At 28.4% G+C, this 17,720-nt stretch carries 15 protein-coding genes; all 15 read left to right on the top strand.

Translation table 11 applies throughout. The features are described 5' to 3' along the window. Positions 1-6 precede the first annotated feature (6 nt). The 15 genes from ACFQ0S_RS03870 to ACFQ0S_RS03800 all read left to right on the top strand — a co-directional run bounded on the left by ACFQ0S_RS03870 (position 7) and on the right by ACFQ0S_RS03800 (position 17,557). A complete protein-coding gene (locus tag ACFQ0S_RS03870) occupies positions 7-1,014 on the top strand; it encodes a 3-oxoacyl-ACP synthase III family protein (RefSeq protein WP_379754126.1) in 1,008 nt (335 codons plus the stop codon). Then, a complete protein-coding gene (rffA, locus tag ACFQ0S_RS03865) occupies positions 1,015-2,151 on the top strand; it encodes a dTDP-4-amino-4,6-dideoxygalactose transaminase (protein ID WP_379754123.1) in 1,137 nt (378 codons plus the stop codon). It abuts the gene before it with no gap. Between the two features lie 54 nt (positions 2,152-2,205). Further along, positions 2,206-3,858: a hypothetical protein gene (locus ACFQ0S_RS03860; protein WP_379754120.1), complete on the top strand. Its 1,653-nt coding sequence runs from the start codon at positions 2,206-2,208 to the stop codon at positions 3,856-3,858. A 671-nt stretch (positions 3,859-4,529) separates the two neighbouring features. Further along, positions 4,530-5,636 carry a UDP-galactopyranose mutase gene (gene glf / locus ACFQ0S_RS03855; protein ID WP_379754117.1) on the top strand — a complete coding sequence of 369 codons (1,107 nt, stop codon included), beginning with the start codon at positions 4,530-4,532 and terminating at the stop codon, positions 5,634-5,636. Continuing rightward, positions 5,633-6,649 (top strand): hypothetical protein, encoded by a 1,017-nt coding sequence (locus ACFQ0S_RS03850; RefSeq protein WP_379754114.1) that lies wholly within the window; start codon positions 5,633-5,635, stop codon positions 6,647-6,649. The genes glf and ACFQ0S_RS03850 overlap by 4 nt, the downstream gene beginning before the upstream one ends. Positions 6,650-7,112: 463 nt before the next feature. Continuing rightward, entirely contained in the window at positions 7,113-7,841 is a 729-nt protein-coding gene (locus ACFQ0S_RS03845; RefSeq protein WP_379754111.1) for a hypothetical protein, read from the top strand. A 124-nt stretch (positions 7,842-7,965) separates the two neighbouring features. Further along, positions 7,966-8,601 (top strand): metallophosphoesterase family protein, encoded by a 636-nt coding sequence (locus ACFQ0S_RS03840; RefSeq protein ID WP_379754108.1) that lies wholly within the window; start codon positions 7,966-7,968, stop codon positions 8,599-8,601. Between the two features lie 57 nt (positions 8,602-8,658). Further along, positions 8,659-9,507: an ABC transporter permease gene (locus ACFQ0S_RS03835; protein ID WP_379754105.1), complete on the top strand. Its 849-nt coding sequence runs from the start codon at positions 8,659-8,661 to the stop codon at positions 9,505-9,507. A 60-nt stretch (positions 9,508-9,567) separates the two neighbouring features. Beyond that, positions 9,568-10,866, top strand: a complete 1,299-nt coding sequence (locus ACFQ0S_RS03830; RefSeq protein WP_379754102.1) for an ABC transporter ATP-binding protein — start codon at positions 9,568-9,570, stop codon at positions 10,864-10,866. A gap of 4 nt (positions 10,867-10,870) precedes the next feature. Continuing rightward, positions 10,871-11,647, top strand: a complete 777-nt coding sequence (gene rfbF, locus ACFQ0S_RS03825) for a glucose-1-phosphate cytidylyltransferase (protein ID WP_379754099.1) — start codon at positions 10,871-10,873, stop codon at positions 11,645-11,647. Positions 11,648-11,657: 10 nt separating this feature from the next. Beyond that, positions 11,658-12,752: a CDP-glucose 4,6-dehydratase gene (gene rfbG, locus ACFQ0S_RS03820; RefSeq protein ID WP_379754096.1), complete on the top strand. Its 1,095-nt coding sequence runs from the start codon at positions 11,658-11,660 to the stop codon at positions 12,750-12,752. A gap of 13 nt (positions 12,753-12,765) precedes the next feature. After that, positions 12,766-14,070, top strand: a complete 1,305-nt coding sequence (gene rfbH / locus ACFQ0S_RS03815) for a lipopolysaccharide biosynthesis protein RfbH (RefSeq protein WP_379754093.1) — start codon at positions 12,766-12,768, stop codon at positions 14,068-14,070. Between the two features lie 7 nt (positions 14,071-14,077). Further along, positions 14,078-14,941 (top strand): NAD-dependent epimerase/dehydratase family protein, encoded by an 864-nt coding sequence (locus ACFQ0S_RS03810; protein WP_379754090.1) that lies wholly within the window; start codon positions 14,078-14,080, stop codon positions 14,939-14,941. A gap of 66 nt (positions 14,942-15,007) precedes the next feature. Beyond that, positions 15,008-15,979 (top strand): glycosyltransferase family 2 protein, encoded by a 972-nt coding sequence (locus tag ACFQ0S_RS03805; protein WP_379754087.1) that lies wholly within the window; start codon positions 15,008-15,010, stop codon positions 15,977-15,979. A gap of 318 nt (positions 15,980-16,297) precedes the next feature. Then, on the top strand, positions 16,298-17,557 hold the full coding sequence (locus tag ACFQ0S_RS03800; RefSeq protein ID WP_379754084.1) for a glycosyltransferase: 1,260 nt from the start codon (positions 16,298-16,300) through the stop codon (positions 17,555-17,557). Positions 17,558-17,720: the final 163 nt, after the last annotated feature.

Genomic DNA, 17,720 nt, shown 5'->3' with positions numbered 1-17,720 from the left:
AAAATTATGACAGCAAATATTAAAGCTATTTCATATCATTTACCTCAATATGAGTTAAATAACGTTGTAATTGAAAAAGATTTTCCGGAATGGAGCATTGATAAAATTGCTGATAAAACCGGGATAGATTGCAGGTATATTGCAGCATCTGATGAAACGGCTGGTGATATGGCGGTAAAAGCAGCCGAAAAATTATTTTTAGAACATAATATTGATAAATCTACTATTGATTATTTAATTTTATGTACTCAAAGTCCTGATTATTTTTTGCCAACAACCGCTTGTATTATTCAAGAAAAATTAGGATTATCGACCAGTGTAGGAGCTTTTGATATGAATTTAGGTTGTTCGGGTTACATATATGGGCTTGGGTTAGCTAAAGGATTAATAGCTTCTGGCCAAGCTAAAAATGTTTTATTTGTAACTTCAGAGACGTATTCTAAATTTATTCATCCAAAAGATAAAAGTAACAAGACAATTTTTGGTGATGCCGCTGCTGCCACTTTGATTTCTTCGGAGGATGGTTTTGCTGAAATTGGTAATTTTGAGTATGGAACAGACGGTAAAGGAGCAGAGAATCTTATTGTGAAAAATGGCGCGATGAGAAATCTGAAGACGAACAAGGAAGCATCTCAAGACGAATATGGAAATTATCTTTCCGATGATTATTTATATATGAATGGTTCTGAAATATTTTTATTTACATTAGCTTCTGTACCAAAATTAATTGAAAACACCATTCAGAAAAATAATTTAACTAAGGAAAATATCGATTTGTTTGTTTTGCATCAAGCAAATAAATTTATGCTCGACAGTTTACGAAAAAAATGTAAAATAGAAAATGATAAATTTTACATTTATATTGGTAATTGCGGCAATACAGTTTCTTCTACAATTCCTATAGCCTTGTATCACGCACAAAAAGAAAAATTATTACAAAAAAACAATACTATTTTGTTGGCAGGTTTTGGTGTAGGGTATTCTTGGGGAGGAACAGTTATAAAAATAGTATAAATGAAAATCCCATTTAACAAACCATATTTGACTGGTAAAGAAACCCATTATATTTATGATGCTGTAAACTCGGGAAAAATTTCTGGTAATGGTAAATATACAAAATTATGTCAAAATTTTTTTGAAAGTCAATATGGTTTCAAAAAAGTATTGTTAACTACTTCGTGCACAGACGCCCTAGAAATGGCTGCTATGCTCGCTAATATTGAACCCGGCGATGAAGTAATCATACCTAGTTACACTTTTGTTTCTACAGCTATTGCTTTTATAAGACAAGGTGCCAAAATTGTTTTCGCTGATTCCTATTCAGATAATCCCAACATTGATGCGGGTAAAATTGAAGCCTTAATAACCAATAAGACAAAGGCGATAATACCTGTACATTATGCGGGTGTTGCCTGTGATATGGATAAAATTATGGAGGTAGCCAACATGTACAATTTATTGGTAATTGAAGATGCTGCCCAGGCCATTGATAGTTTTTATACAGGTAAAGATGGCGTTAAAAAAGCATTAGGTAGCGTTGGTCATCTAGCCGCTTTTTCTTTTCATGAGACCAAAAATATAATTTCTGGAGAAGGAGGGATGCTAACGATTAATGACGAACGTTTTATACAAAGAGCTGAAATTATTTGGGAAAAAGGAACAAACAGAGCTGAGTTTTTTAGAGGAGAAGTCAATAAATATGGTTGGGTAGACACAGGTTCTTCCTTTTTACCTTCAGAAGTAATAGCTGCTTTTTTGTGGGCTCAAATTGAAAATTTAGGAGTCATTCAAAATAAAAGAAAGAGTCTTTGGAACACCTATTACAGTGGACTAAAAGCGATAGACTCATTGCATTTTAATTTGCCAATAGTTCCCAATTATGCTACAAATAATGCGCATATGTTTTATATAATATGTAAAGATATGAACTATAGGATGGCATTAATAGAACAATTAAAGAGTAACGGCTATCATGCTGTTTTTCATTATCTTTCATTACATTCCAGTGATTTTTATAAGGATAAGCATGATGGAAGGGCATTATTCAATTCAGACAATTTTTCAGATTGTTTAGTAAGATTGCCTATGTTTTATGAATTAGATGTAGAGGGCATTCAAAATATAATTGCAAGTATTAAAAATATAAATTAAGAATTGAATTTAACTTTTGAATTATAACATGTTAATAATCTTTTATACCAAATTATGATTATAAATAAGATTCATTTTAATCTGAACCGTTGGGCAGTTACTATATTAATTTTATTCGTTGTAATTATTTTAACCATTTTATTTTGGTCCATTAACAAAGGAATTGATTTATCAGATGAAGGATTGCATTTTGCTTTTTCAAACCCAAATACAATAAATAATAATGGGTTGGTTAACTATGATTTGTTTTTTAAGATTTTGTATAAAATCACAAAATTTGAGTTCAGCATCATAAGTTTGAGATTGCTTAAACTTAGTTCATTGGTTCTTCTTTTTGTTTTGGGTTTGCCTTTTTTTCGCAGAAGTAATTTTTCTGTTTTAGATAAATCGTTTCTAGCGGTAGCAATATTTTCTTGTTATACCTACCTAACACAATCTTTGTCGTACAATACAATAAGCTTTGTACTAGTTTTGTCTTATATATACATGTATACAAACTTTCAAAAATCTTCAGCTTTTAGACAGTATTTATGGTCTTTGTTGATGGCTGTTTTATCAAGTTTGTGTTTTTTCGTAAAACCACCGCTCAGTTTAGTTTTATTAGGAATGATTTTTGTTTTAACAACTATTAGCTTATCTGAGTTTAAATGGAAAGATGTAATATTTAAATTTTCATTAATTTTATTGGTTTATGTGTCAGTTCAAATGGTCTTCCAAATTATATTTTCTGACTATGCTTTTCTTACAGTTTTAAAGGATAGTTTAGAAATATCTACCTACTATGGAGCTTATGATAAGTCTATTTTAATTAAAAGAATAGTAGCATCTTTTAAATGGGTTTTTATTTTAAATATTGTGGGATATATTGCTGCTTATTTATTAAATAAAGCTACCGTAACTCTTAAAGCAAAAGTTATATCACTAATGGCAATTGCTGTTTTGTTGGCTTATTTTTTTGTCAGTCATCGTTCAAGCAATGAGTTTGATGTTTTTCAATATGGCTTAATGATTACGGCATCAATAGCTATCGGTTTTTTTATTTATTTTATAAAGGTACAAGAATGCTCTTGGCATAATAGATTCATTATCATTTTATTATTTTTAGCTCCATTCATTTGTACTATTGGTTCAAATGTATATTTTTTTAGAACAAGCCAACAATATCTTTTTTTCTGGTTTTTACTTTTAGTTTATAGTAAATCTATTGGTAATAAAATGCCAGAGCGCTATATTTTAACATGGTATTTTATTTTCGCTAGTTTTATATCAGCTAAGATTTATAATAATGTTATAGCAAATCCAGACAATCAACCCAAATTATCTACTAACTTTGTGGCCTACAAATATGGAAATGATAAATGGATTAAATTAGAAAAAAATCAGGCAGATTACCTGAAAAACCTAAAAGTTAAATTAACCCAATCGTCTCCAAACAGAAAGGAAATCATTGGTATGTATGCCATGCCAGGCGATATCATGCTTACGGGTTTTATTAATTATTACAACCCCCTAATTTGGGATACTTTTCAATGGGAATTCTTAAAAGACAGATTAAATGACAATCCCAAATTTAAAAATAAACCGATGCCCATTTTAATTAGTAAGGATTTGAATGTTGAAGAAAGAAATAATCTCGAAAATTATAAAGTGGTAGATTCAGTTAAGTATTTTAAAAACGGTTATGTTTATATTTTTAAACCAGTTTAATGGATTTTGAATTCAAGTGGAATCCAAAAGCGAAATCCAAGACACCAAAATTGTTTTTAGACACATATAAAGGGAGCCAATTTCAAATTATCCAAAGGGAAAATATAGAGGATTTTTTATTTTAGGTTTTGGGTTGTGAGTTACGGGTTATGAATTATCAGTTTTGGGTTATCCGTTATCGGCTATGAGAATAGAAAAGATAAATTATACAAAAGCGAACCTTTGTCAATCCTAGGTTCGTTTAAACACTTCTATACACAGAATAAAATGAATCCTTATTTTTACATTTTCGGCAAACTTTTTTTTACAGTTTACGGACAAATCGTTTTGAAATGGAGTTTGTCTGGTTTAAATGTTATATTGCCCGATGGGGCCCTTGAGGGGAAATAACTGTTTTTTAATCGTTTTGTAGAACTAACCGTAAAATTCAATTATTATTCTTGAAAATTCGTCAATACGAAAGTATTTTATGAATAAATGTATAGAAAGAAATTTATATATATAAATTACAGAATTAAACCTTTTAAAAATTCTATAGAAAATAATAAAACATCAATTTTTTATTACGATGTTTAAAAAGTTTTTAAATCTCAAAGAAGAATTTAATTTTGTAATAGATATTTTTGGAGCTAGATATAATATTAAACTTTAACTAATACTTAGATGATATAATGGAAAATATAAAATATGATTATTTGATTGTAGGCGCTGGAATATTTGGCAGCGTTTTTGCTTATGAAATGACGAAAAAAGGAAAAAAATGTCTTATCATTGATAAAAGAAACCATATAGCTGGAAATATTTTTACTGAAAAAATTGAGGGTATTAATGTTCATAAATATGGGGCACATATTTTCCATACTAGTAATAAAGAAATTTGGGATTATGTTAATTCATTTGTAGAATTCAATAGATTTACTAACTCACCTGTTGCAAATTATAAGGGAAGTTTGTATAATCTCCCTTTTAACATGAATACTTTTTATCAGTTGTGGGGGGTGAAAACTCCACAAGAAGCCCAAAATAAAATTGATGAGCAACGAGCAGAATTCAGACATATTATTGATCCAAAAAATCTTGAAGAACAAGCATTGGTTTTAGGAGGTAGAGATATTTATGAAAAGTTAATTAAAGGTTATACAGAAAAACAGTGGGGCAGACCTGCTACAGAAATCCCCTCTTTTATTATTAGAAGATTGCCATTTAGATTTACATTTGACAACAATTATTTTAATGACATTTATCAAGGAATACCTATTGATGGATATACCAAACTTATCGAAAAAATGTTAGAGGGAATTGAAGTTATTCAGAATGTCAATTACTTTGATGATAAAGAAAAGTGGAATAATCTTGCAAATAAAGTCCTTTATACTGGCAAAATAGATGAATTTTATGACTTTAGATTTGGCAAGTTAGAATATAGAAGTCTACACTTTGAGCATGAAATTATGGACATTCCGAATTATCAGGGTAACGCAGTTGTTAATTATACCGAAAAAGAGATTCCATATACAAGAATTATTGAGCATAAGCATTTTGAATTTGGACAGCAATTAAAAACAGTTATTACAAAGGAATATCCTGATGAGTATTCAAAAGATAATGAGCCATATTATCCTATAAATGATAATAAAAATCAAACAATTTACGAAAAATATCTTGCGCTTTCAATTACTGATGTTCATGTAATATTTGGTGGTAGATTAGCTGAATATAAATATTACGACATGCATCAAGTAATTGATAATGCCTTACAAATGACAAAAAAATTATGATAAATTTCGAAAAAGAAAGTAAAATTTTTGTATTATGTCCAGAAAAAATTGAGACTGGAGGAACTGAATTAGCACATCAATTAGTTGATTTTTTAATTAATAGAAAAATTGATGCATTTATTGTGTATTTAAAAAATGGAGATTTTACAATTGGAGAAATACCAATTGGGTTTAAGGGATATAATATTTCTATTGCTTCTCAACCCATAGATAATATGAAAAATATTATAATAATTCCTGAAACAACTTTTCATTTTATTAAAAAGTTTAAACATATTCAGTTTATTCTATGGTGGATGTCAGTTGATAATTTTTACTACAGATCTTCATTATATGAAATGATTAAATTTTCGAATCCATCAATTATTTTTAAAACTATATATGGTCGTTTAATAAATAAAAAAAATATTTTAACAGGGATAGGATTTAAAGATTTAAATAATCTTGAAAATAATTTTTTACATGTATATCAGTCAACTTATGCAAAATGTACTTTGTTGAAAAATAAAGTAAGTGATATTTTACCATTGAGTGATTATATTAATTCGGATTTTCTAGAGGGCGATATTAAAAGTGAAAAACAAGATATAATTTTGTATAATCCAGCAAAAGGATTAAAATTTACAAAAAAAATTATAAAATTACTTTCTCAATATAGATTTATTCCTTTAGTAAATCTTTCAAGAAAAGAGTTAGCTAATTATTTTAAAATTTCTAAAATTTATATTGATTTTGGTAATCATCCCGGAAAAGATAGATTGCCAAGAGAAGCAGCACTTTATGATTGTTGTATAATTGTTGGTAAAAAAGGCGCATCAGCTTTTTTTGAAGATATACCTATACCCCAAAAGTATAAATTTGGTGAGGATGAAATTAATTTTATTACAGAAAGAATTACAGATACAATTCTAAATTATGAAGAAAATATAAAAGATTTTCAATTTTATAAAAGAAGAGTATTATTAGAGAAAGATAAATTTTATAAAGAGATAGAAGAGATATTTAACTTATAGAATTAAAATTTGGGATTCATATTTAGTTTAAATAATCCCTACAATAATGCAGTTTTTATTATATTTAGCCTGCTTATTATTATTTAATATAATGTGTAATTTTTTAAACGAACTACAAAAATTTAAAGTTACTGTTAGTGAAAATAATAGCATAATTTCCTTGGTTCATTATTATTAAGAATACATTCAATTTTATAATTAATTTCTACTCAATAATAATAAAATTGAATGTATTCTTAATAATATTGCAATTAAAGTTAATAAAGTAACATTAAATAACAAATATTCTTTGTAAAAGATTATTTTAATCTGTAGACGTTTTTAAATATCATATTTCTGATTTATAATAAAATTTACACTTAGGTAATTAGGATATAATTTATTATTTCTATATCAGATTAAATTAAAATCAAACACATTTTTTTTACCAACTTTAAGAATTAATATATCAACGACTTAATACATGAATTCACAGCATAAAATAGTTTTACTTCTTACCTCAAGTATAAACCCTACAAATACTCCTGATGTTGCTATACAGGATAATAAAGAAAGGGAAAGCCAGTATCTGTATGCGTTAAAATATTATGCAGGTTTGGGCTATCCCGTTGTTTTTGTAGATAGCAGTAATACGTTTTCTCAAGCTATACAGCATGTCGGGAAATCTATACAGAATTTTGAGTACCATACGTTTACCTCCTTAAACAGCCATTTAGGCAAAGGCCATGGCGAAAAAGAGATTTTAGATTATGCAATCCAGCACTCCATTTTAATTTCCAATGCGAATCTTATTATTAAAATTACAGGTAGATACCGCATCAATAATTTGACAGAAATAATTGAAAAAGTGCAGCATTCTAATGCGGATGTTCATGTAAATTTTGGCCTGAATACCACCAGAAGTGATAGTAGAATGATTATTTTTAGACCTGATTTTTACTCTTCTTATTTCAAACCAACCCTAGAAAAATATTTGGATGAGCCGTCGAAATTGTATTTTGAGAGCGTATTGGCAAGAAGTGTACACTTATTAATGGCAGAGGGAGGAATTTACGAACCTTGGCCAGAATATCCTTTGTATAGCGGTATTAATGGAGCAAACGGAAAAGAGGTAGAATTTAGAGGATTAAAAAAAATAAAATATAAATATTTTTATAAACTTAAACTGTGGTTTATGAAACAAATTGTTTAAAAAAAATTCAGAGGGGCTATTTTGTTATAAACTGTAGTGCTAGGCTATTGTAAAAATACAAATCAATAATTTTTTTAAACAATAATATGAAATTTTAAAATAATATAGTTTAACTCAAAAAAATATGAAAGTGTTAATCTACAGTGATGTACATGGAAATTTACCCGCGTTTGAAAAAATGATAAAAAAAGAAAAAGCCTGTGAAAAGTATATTTGCTTAGGTGATTTAGTAAATTACGGGCCATGGAGTAACGAATGTGTAGAGTTAGCAATCTCGTTGCCTAACTCAACCCTGATTATGGGAAATCACGAAGAAGCATTTATAAACGGATTCTATCCAGGAACAAATCCTTTAGTTCAAGATTTTTTTAAAATGACTTATCCAAGTTTTCAAAAAAAAGAAATCATTTCATCTTTTGTAACACAAACAAAATTAGATACATTTATTTGCACGCATACTATCAATGATAACTACATCTTTCCTGAAACACAAGTTTTCTTAGACAACAATTATATTATTGGTCATTCACATCATCAGTTCAAATATTCAAATAATAATTTTACTTTATTTAATTCAGGAAGTGTAGGACAAAATAGAAAATTTATTAATGAAATTAATTATTTAGTTTATGATGCTGATTTAAAATCGGTAGCTATGAAATCATTAATTTATGATATAGATTTAGTTTTAAATAAAATGAGACAATTATCATTTCCTGATTATTGCTTAAACTATTATAAAAATAAGATGAGGAGATAAATAGAAGTTAAAATTCACAAATAAAATCAATAAAATTAATCATTTCAAAAAAAAAATATGAATCAAGATAATGAAAATTGGGATTTAATAATTCAAGAAAAAAGTAAGCTTTTTGATTTACGACTTAAAGAAGTTTGGCGATATAGAGATTTATTACAATTGTTTGTATTAAGAAATTTTATTGCTGGATATAAACAAACCATTTTAGGGCCATTGTGGTTTTTTATTCAACCAATTTTAACAACAATTACATTTACAATTATCTTCGGGAACTTAGCAAAAATCTCTACAGATGGTGCGCCTAAATTTGTTTTTTATATGGCCGGAATAACCATTTGGAATTATTTTGCAGTTTGTCTTACTGATGTTTCAAACGTTTTTCAAAGCAATGCATCGATTTTTGGTAAAGTTTATTTTCCTAGATTAATTATGCCATTAACGACTATTGTTTCTCATTTGATGAGATTTTTTATTCAATATATCCTGTTTTTGTGCTTTATTGTCTATTTTTATTTAAAAGGGTTGGTGCATCCAAATCTTTGGGTAATATTTATTCCTTTTATTTTGTTAATTATGGCAATTCTGTCTCTTGGATTAGGGTTGATATTATCTTCATTAACAACAAAGTATAGAGATTTGTCTATGTTAATTTCTTTTGGAATTCAACTCTTTATGTATGCTTCTCCAGTAATTTATCCAGTTTCTACAGTACCAGAAAAATATCTATGGTTAGTACAAATTAATCCATTAGCTCCAATTTTTGAATATATGCGATTTGCCTATTTAGGTGTAGGTCATTTCAATCCATTATCATTAATATATTCATTTTTGTTTTCTGTATTTATTTTAGCCATAGGAGTAGTAATATTTAATAAAGTTCAAAAGACCTTTATGGATACCGTTTAAAATTTTTGATTAGAACCTAAATCGTAAATAAAGTATAAAATTTAAATATAAAATAAAAACATGTCAATAGTAATTAAAGCTGAAAATATATCTAAACAGTATCGCTTAGGGTCAGTTGGTTCAGGTACTGTAAAAGATGACCTAAAAAGATGGTACTATAATGTTAGAGGTAAAGAAGATCCTTTTTTAAAAATCGGAGATTCAAACGATAGATCTTTAAAGGGAGAAAGTGATTATGTTTGGAGTCTTAAAAATATAAATTTTGAAATAAATCAAGGGGATTCAGTGGGTATTATTGGACGAAATGGTGCAGGTAAAAGCACACTTCTAAAAATATTAAGTCAAGTCACTCAGCCTACGACAGGTAAAATTTATACTAAAGGTAGAATTGCCTCTCTGCTGGAAGTAGGAACTGGGTTTCATCCTGAAATGACTGGTAGGGAAAATATTTTTTTAAATGGAGCTATCTTAGGTATGCGTAAGCATGAAATTACTCGAAAATTTGATGAAATAGTAGATTTTTCAGGTGTAGAGCGTTATATTGACACCCCTGTAAAGCGTTATTCATCGGGGATGTATGTCCGTTTGGCTTTTGCAGTGGCGGCGCATTTAGAAAGTGAAATTTTAATTGTTGATGAGGTACTGGCTGTAGGAGATGCTGAGTTTCAAAAAAAGTGTTTAGGTAAGATGGGTGACGTTTCTAAAGGTGAAGGTAGGACCGTATTGTTTGTTAGCCATAATATGGCAGCGGTATCGACCCTTTGTAGTAAAGCAATGTATTTAAAAAACGGATTGTTAATTAAGCAAGATACTTGTAATAAAATAATTGATTTATACATTAATGATGGTAATAATAGTGGAGCGGAAGTTTTAAAAGACCAAATTGTTTACCAGCAAAAATGTCCTCACGCTTATTTTGACGCAATTCGTATTGTCTCCGATGGGGAAATATCAAATTCAGTTAGGATTGATAAAGATGTAGTTATTGAAATTGAATACACTGTTACTACGGAAGGTATTCAATTATGGCCTAGCATCCATTTACTAGATTCACTCGGCACATGTATTTTGGCTACATTTAATAGCCCTTCATCCTCAATAAATTTTGATGAATATTATAATAAACCCTTATCAAAAGGAAAATATAGAACAGTTTGTAAAATACCTGCAAATTTTTTAAACGAATCGAGTTATAAAATTAGTGCTTTTTTAGTTCCTCCAGTAAATTCAGAAATGGCTATGGTGCAAGAAGTTTTGTCTTTTGGGGTTAATGAAACAGGTGAAATGACTAAAGATTATACAGGAGTTTGGATTGGACAAATCAGACCAAAGCTATATTGGGAAACCCAAAAAATTTAATTATATGAAAGTAGTAATTTTTGCAGGAGGTAAAGGAACTAGGATTTCTGAGGAATCTCATTTGAAACCCAAGCCTATGATTGAGATTGGTGGAAAACCAATATTGTGGCATATTATGAAAATTTATGAGAAACATGGTTTTACTGATTTTATTTTGTGTCTTGGCTACAAGGGGTATGCCATAAAAGAATATTTCGTAAATTATTTTTCTCATAATGCCGATATTACTATTGAGCTTCAAAATAATGTTGTAGAAGTTCATAATACAAATGCAGAAAATTTTAAAGTTACTTTAGTTGATACAGGATTAGATACTATGACTGCTGGTAGACTTCAACGAGTTGAAAGATATATTAATGAAGATACTTTCATGCTTACATATGGGGATGGAGTTTCAGATGTAGATATTACTAAACTACTTGAGTTTCATAAATCACATCAAAAACTGGCTACTATTACAGCAATAATTCCTGACGGACGATTTGGAACAATGGATATAGCTACTGACGGATTAGTAAATAACTTCAAAGAAAAGCCAAAAGATGATAATCATTGGATAAATGGTGGTTTCTTTGTTTTAGATAAAAAGATTTTTAGTTATTTAAAAGAGGACATGACAAATATTATGTGGGAACAGGATCCGTTAATTCAATTAACAAATGACAGTCAATTAATGACTTATAAGCATTATGGATTTTGGAAGTGCATGGATGCAATGAGAGATAAGGAAGAATTAGAAAATTTGTGGTATTCAGGAGATGCAAAATGGAAAGTTTGGTAAATTATATAATATGAAATTATTCGGAAATATATATCAAGGAAAAAAAGTAGTAGTAACTGGACATACAGGTTTCAAAGGTTCATGGTTAGTTTTTTGGTTACAAAAATTAGGAGCAATTGTATATGGTATTTCTGACAAGATATACACAAATCCTTCACATATTGAGTTATTACAACTCAATATTGATGAAAGTTTTATAGATATTATTAACTATAAAGAGTTATCAAACAAATTGCAAGAAATTCAGCCTGATATTATATTTCATTTAGCGGCACAGGCATTGGTTCGTTATTCGTATCAAGAGCCTATAGAAACTTTTACTACAAACATAATTGGTACAGCAAACATATTTGATATTTGTCGCAGCTTAGCTTCAATAAAAGGTATCGTAAATGTAACTAGTGACAAGTGTTATGAGAATTTTGAAAACGACTGGGCTTACAATGAAAGCGACAGAATGGGCGGTTACGACCCCTATAGTGCTTCAAAAGGAGCTGCCGAATTGATTGTTTCATCATACAGAAGATCGTTTTTTAATATTGATAGTTTTGGTAATTCACATCATTTCATTTTGGCTTCAGGTAGAGCCGGTAATGTTATTGGAGGTGGAGATTGGTCAAAAGATCGTTTAATTCCTGATTTGATAAAAAACAGTATTGCCAATAAAACTACTGAAATAAGAAATCCTAGCGCTACAAGACCATGGCAGCATGTTTTGGAACCTTTATCTGGTTATTTGTTGCTAGGACAAAAAGTATTAGAAGGTGATATTTCTGTTTCAGATGGTTGGAATTTTGGGCCAAAAAAAAGTGAAGTTTTGACAGTTCAAAAAGTTTTAGAAGAATCTAGTTTAGTATGGGAAAATTTAAAATTTCATTTTCCAAAATTAGAAAACCAACCTCATGAAGCTCATTTTTTAAGATTAGATTGCTCAAAAGCGAATATTAATTTAAATTGGTACCCTGTTTGGGATATGAATCAATCCATAAAAAAAACAATTAACTGGTATAAAGATTTTTATACTATAAATAAAATAAATACCGAAGACGATTTGAATACTTATGTAAAAGATGCGGTAGAAAAACAAATAATATGGACAAAATAAATAATTATAACATATGGAAATCAAACATTTAAATCAAGAACTGTTAGATGTATTAAGAAAAATTGCAGAAAAAAATACCACGCAAGTAATTGTTCCTGGTGAAAACTATATTCCTGTAACCGGAAAAGTTTTAGATGCTGATGATTTATTATTTGGGGTTGATTCTGTTCTTGATGGATGGTTAACTACTGGCAGATTTGGAGAAGAATTTGAAAAAGAATTTGCCAAATGGTTTGGTTCCCGTTCTTCTTTATTAGTCAATTCGGGCTCCTCTGCAAATTTAGTTGCATTTTATACCCTAACATCTCCTAAATTAGGTAAAAGACAAATACTTCCAGGCGATGAAATCATAACGGTTGCCGCAGGTTTTCCAACAACAATTAATCCAATGATACAATACGGTTGTATTCCCGTTTTTATAGATGTTGATCTCCCTACATATAATATTAAGGTTGATTTAGTTGAACAAGCAATTACTCCTAAAACAAAAGCTATTATGATAGCGCATGCATTAGGAAATCCATTTGAAATAGAAAAAGTGATGAAAATTGCTAAAGAACATAATTTATGGGTAATTGAAGACGACTGCGATTCGTTGGGGGCTACATACAATGGAAAAAAGACGGGTACTTTTGGAGATTTAGCTACGGTTTCCTTTTATCCCGCACATCACATTACAATGGGAGAAGGTGGAGCTGTATTAGTGAATAACCCAAGACTTGGTGCTATCGCAAAAAGTTTCCGTGACTGGGGTAGAGATTGCTATTGTGATCCTGGTTGTGATAACACTTGTGGCAAACGTTTTGGTTGGGATTTAGGAGACTTACCTCATGGGTACGACCATAAGTATACTTATTCTCATGTAGGATTTAATTTAAAAGTTACTGATATGCAAGCGGCTATTGGATTGAGTCAATTAAAAAAAGCTGATTTTTTTGTACAAAGGCGTAAGGACAATCATTCGTTGTTGTATGCCAAATTAAAGCAATTTGAAGATCATTTTATTTTGCCAGAAGCTACGCCAAATAGTGAACCATCTTGGTTCGGTTTTATGGTAACTTTACGCGAAAATAGTTATATAAACAGAGAAGAATTTGTAGAATATTTGGAAAATAATAAGATTGGTACACGTTTGTTTTTTGCAGGAAATGTGATTAAACAACCTGCTTATAAAAATAGTAATTATAGAGTTGTAGGAGATTTAACCAACACAGATATTATAATGAATCGTTCTTTTTGGCTGGGTGTATGGCCAGGACTAAATGAAAATCATTATGACTATATAGTTGAAGTCATCAATAAGTATTTGAATAAATAGTGTTTTTATGAATGTTGCTGTGGTTGGCGCAAATGGATTTTTAGGAAAATCATTAGTTAAGTTTTTATTAAAAAAAAACATTGATGTATCAGCATTTTCAAGAAAACCTATCGGATTAAATTGTAATTGGTTGGAGTATACTATTTCTTCAATCAGCGATTTGAGTTGTTTTAAAGAATATGATTTTGTTTTTTATTGTGCTGCTTGTGGTGTGCAGAGTAAAAGTAATACTAATATTATTGAAATCACAGAAGTTAATTTACTATTTCCAATTAGATTATCAAGTTTTCTGAGAAATACAAAAGTTAGGTTGGTTACGTTTGGTTCTTATTTTGAAATTGGAGATAGTGATTCAAACAAAGAATGGATTGAGGAAGAAATAATTTATTCAAGAAATAGTTTTACGGGAAATTACATTTTAACAAAAAAAGCATTCTCCTATTTCAATTATATATCAAAATCTACTATTCATTTTATTTTACCAACTATTTATGGAGAATACGAAGATGAAAATAGAATCATACCATATTTGATTAATAATTTAAAGAATGGATTAGAAGTTCATGTAAGTAAAGGCGAGCAAATAAGACAATACATTTATGTGAACGATTTAATATTTTGTTTGTGGTCAGTATTAAACGAACCTATAGAAAACAATGTCTATAATGCACCATATGCTGAAACATTTAAAATTAAAGATATTATTTATATGATAGCTTGTCATTTTAGATCAAAACAATTAGTAAAAATTAAAGGTGAATTTAAAGATAATTCTATGAAAATTTTAAAAATTAAATCATCTGAAATATTTTTGAAACATAATTTTAACTTTATCAAGTTAAATGATAATTTAGACGTCTACTTTAATTAAACAAATATTATCAAACATTAGAATTATTCAACATATTTATTTCTCCTATCACTATATTATTATTTGATGATAAATAAGCCACTACTTACAATTTGTATTCCTACTTTTAAAAAGAGAAATACTGTAGAAGTTTTGATGAACTCAATAGTTGAACAAATCACCGAAGATAATTTTTCATTGTTAGAGGTAGTAGTTTCAGACAACTATTCGAATGACGGAACTGTTGAATATCTTAATACTCTTACTCACCTAATTCCACTTAAGATTTTTTCAAATCCTACTAACGTTGGAATGATTCCTAATTGGGAACTTGCAATCGAAAAAGCAAATGGGAAATACGTTTGGTTAATGGGTAGTGATGATTTTTTTAATAAAAATGCCATACAAAAGGTATTGTCAGTAATTCAAAAATATAATGTTGATTTGATTTTATGTAATAATATTTATTGGACACCTTCAAATCATAATTACAAGGTTGACGAGATAGATTTAACCGATTCATTTGTAAGGTCAAATCATATTAAGGATAAATATGTTAATAATATTAAAGATTTAGTAGAAACAAGGACTGATATTTTTACTCCTATATATGATTCAATAATGTACAAACAACATTGGGAGAAAGTTTTTTTATTATATAATCATCAAGCTCCTTTTTTCTCAAGTATTGGAAATTCTATACCACAAGCTTTATATATTGCCTTGAATTTAATGAAAAAACCAGGATATTATATTGGTGATCCATTAGTAATTTCATCAGCAAATATTTCTTGGGGTGAGTATATGCCATTTTATATGAGTCATATTCTACCATCATTATATGATATTATGATTAAGAATGGTGCAGATAAGCTTGTAATTGAAAAGCATAAAAAGGAGATATTTATCTCAGCAATGGTTCGTTGGGTGCCTGATTTAGTTATGAATAAATTACCATGTTCTTCTTATTTTTCTTTCTTTAGCTTTTCAAAACGATTTTATAAAGACAAAAAGTATTTAAAAGTATTAAAAATAATTTTAAAAAATAAATTAAAATAATTATTTATTAAAAATAATTTGGGTCAACAGATTATTTCATTATAACCGATATAGTAGTTATAAAAATCAATTTGAATAGCATCAATTAATTCAATTTTAGAGCCAAAGCGGAATAAACCAATTTTTATCATATTTTTGAATTATCATAAATATATTATTAGGAAAAATTATTTATTTTAAATTAATGTTCCTATTATATAAAATATTTTAAATTTACTCGATAAATCATAAGCAGTTACTATAATTTACTTTTTTTCAACAAGTCTACTAATGTTGATTTAAACGAAACAAATTTTTCAATACACTAGCTATAAAATCATGAAAGTACTTCATATTAACACCATAGATTTTGGAGGTGCAGCAACAGCAGCGATTAGATTACATAATGCTTTATTAGAGAACGATATTGAATCAAGTTTTTTAACAATAAAAAAATCAGAAACTAACATTATTAATCATATAATTGTTCCTAATCATCTTGTAAAACTAAAGTTAAATGAAACCTTTAGTTTAAAAAAATATCTGAAAATAAAATTTGATAGAAATTATGGAAAATATTTAACAGAAGTCAAGAGGAAAAGAATAATTCGTCATCTTGGAAATATAACAAATAGAGGTGTAATATCGTTCCCAAATACAGAATTTGATGAGCTTCACTTGTTGTCAGAAATAAGTAAAGCCGATATAATTCATCTTCATTGGGTTGCTGATTTTATTGATTATTCAACTTTTTTTAAAAATGTAACAAAACCAATTGTTTGGACTTTTCATGATGAAAATGCTTTCCTTGGTATTTTTCATTATTCAGGAGATAAAGTTTCAAACAAGGAAAATGAGCTTAAAAAAATAGATGAAGAAGTATATTTATTAAAAAAAAATACGCTAAAGGACTTCAAAAATTTACATGTTGTGACACCTTCAAAATGGTTGGGCAGTTTAGCGGCTAATTCAGAAATTTTTAATAATTTTAATGTATCTATAATTCCTTACAGTTTAAACCTTAATGTTTTTAAAATTCAAAATAAAGAATTTGCAAGAGAAGTATTCAATCTCCCAACTAATAAAAAAATAGCACTTTTTGTGGCTGAATCAGTAACCAACGAAAGAAAAGGGTTTGATTTATTAAGTGGAGCTTTTGAAAAAATTGTTGATAAAGAAGATCTTCTTTTAGTAGCAATTGGTAATGTTTCAGCTACAAATAAACAAGAAAATGTAAAATATCTAGGTTCTATAAATGATGAAAGACTAATGGCACTTGCTTATGCTGCTGCCGATGTATTTATATTGCCTTCAAGAGAAGATAATTTGCCAAATACAATGCTTGAGTCTTTGTCTTGCGGAACTCCAATAATTGGTTTTCCAATAGGAGGTATTAAAGAAACTATTGAAAATGGATTCAACGGATACTTATGCCCAGAATTATCAATTGATGGTTTGTACGAAACAATTGAAAAATTTTTTCAAAACATTTCATCTTTTAATTCTGATAAAATAAGTAAAGCCGCTCATGATAAATTCAATAATAAAAAGCAAGCCTCTAGTTATATAACTATTTATAAAAAACTCATTCCTAATTAATTGAATTATTTTCAAAATTGAATTAATTATTTTCAAATTATTGAATAAATAGTTTAAAATTATAACGACAAAATATAATTTAAAATAGTTATTACATAATTGCTATTAAACCATTAAATTTAAGATATTAATAAATAAAGTGAATATTAGAATCTATATTAAT

The organism is Flavobacterium myungsuense (assembly GCF_042677265.1).
GTDB lineage: Bacteria > Bacteroidota > Bacteroidia > Flavobacteriales > Flavobacteriaceae > Flavobacterium > Flavobacterium myungsuense.
This window is presented reverse-complemented; position numbering and strand designations above follow the sequence as displayed.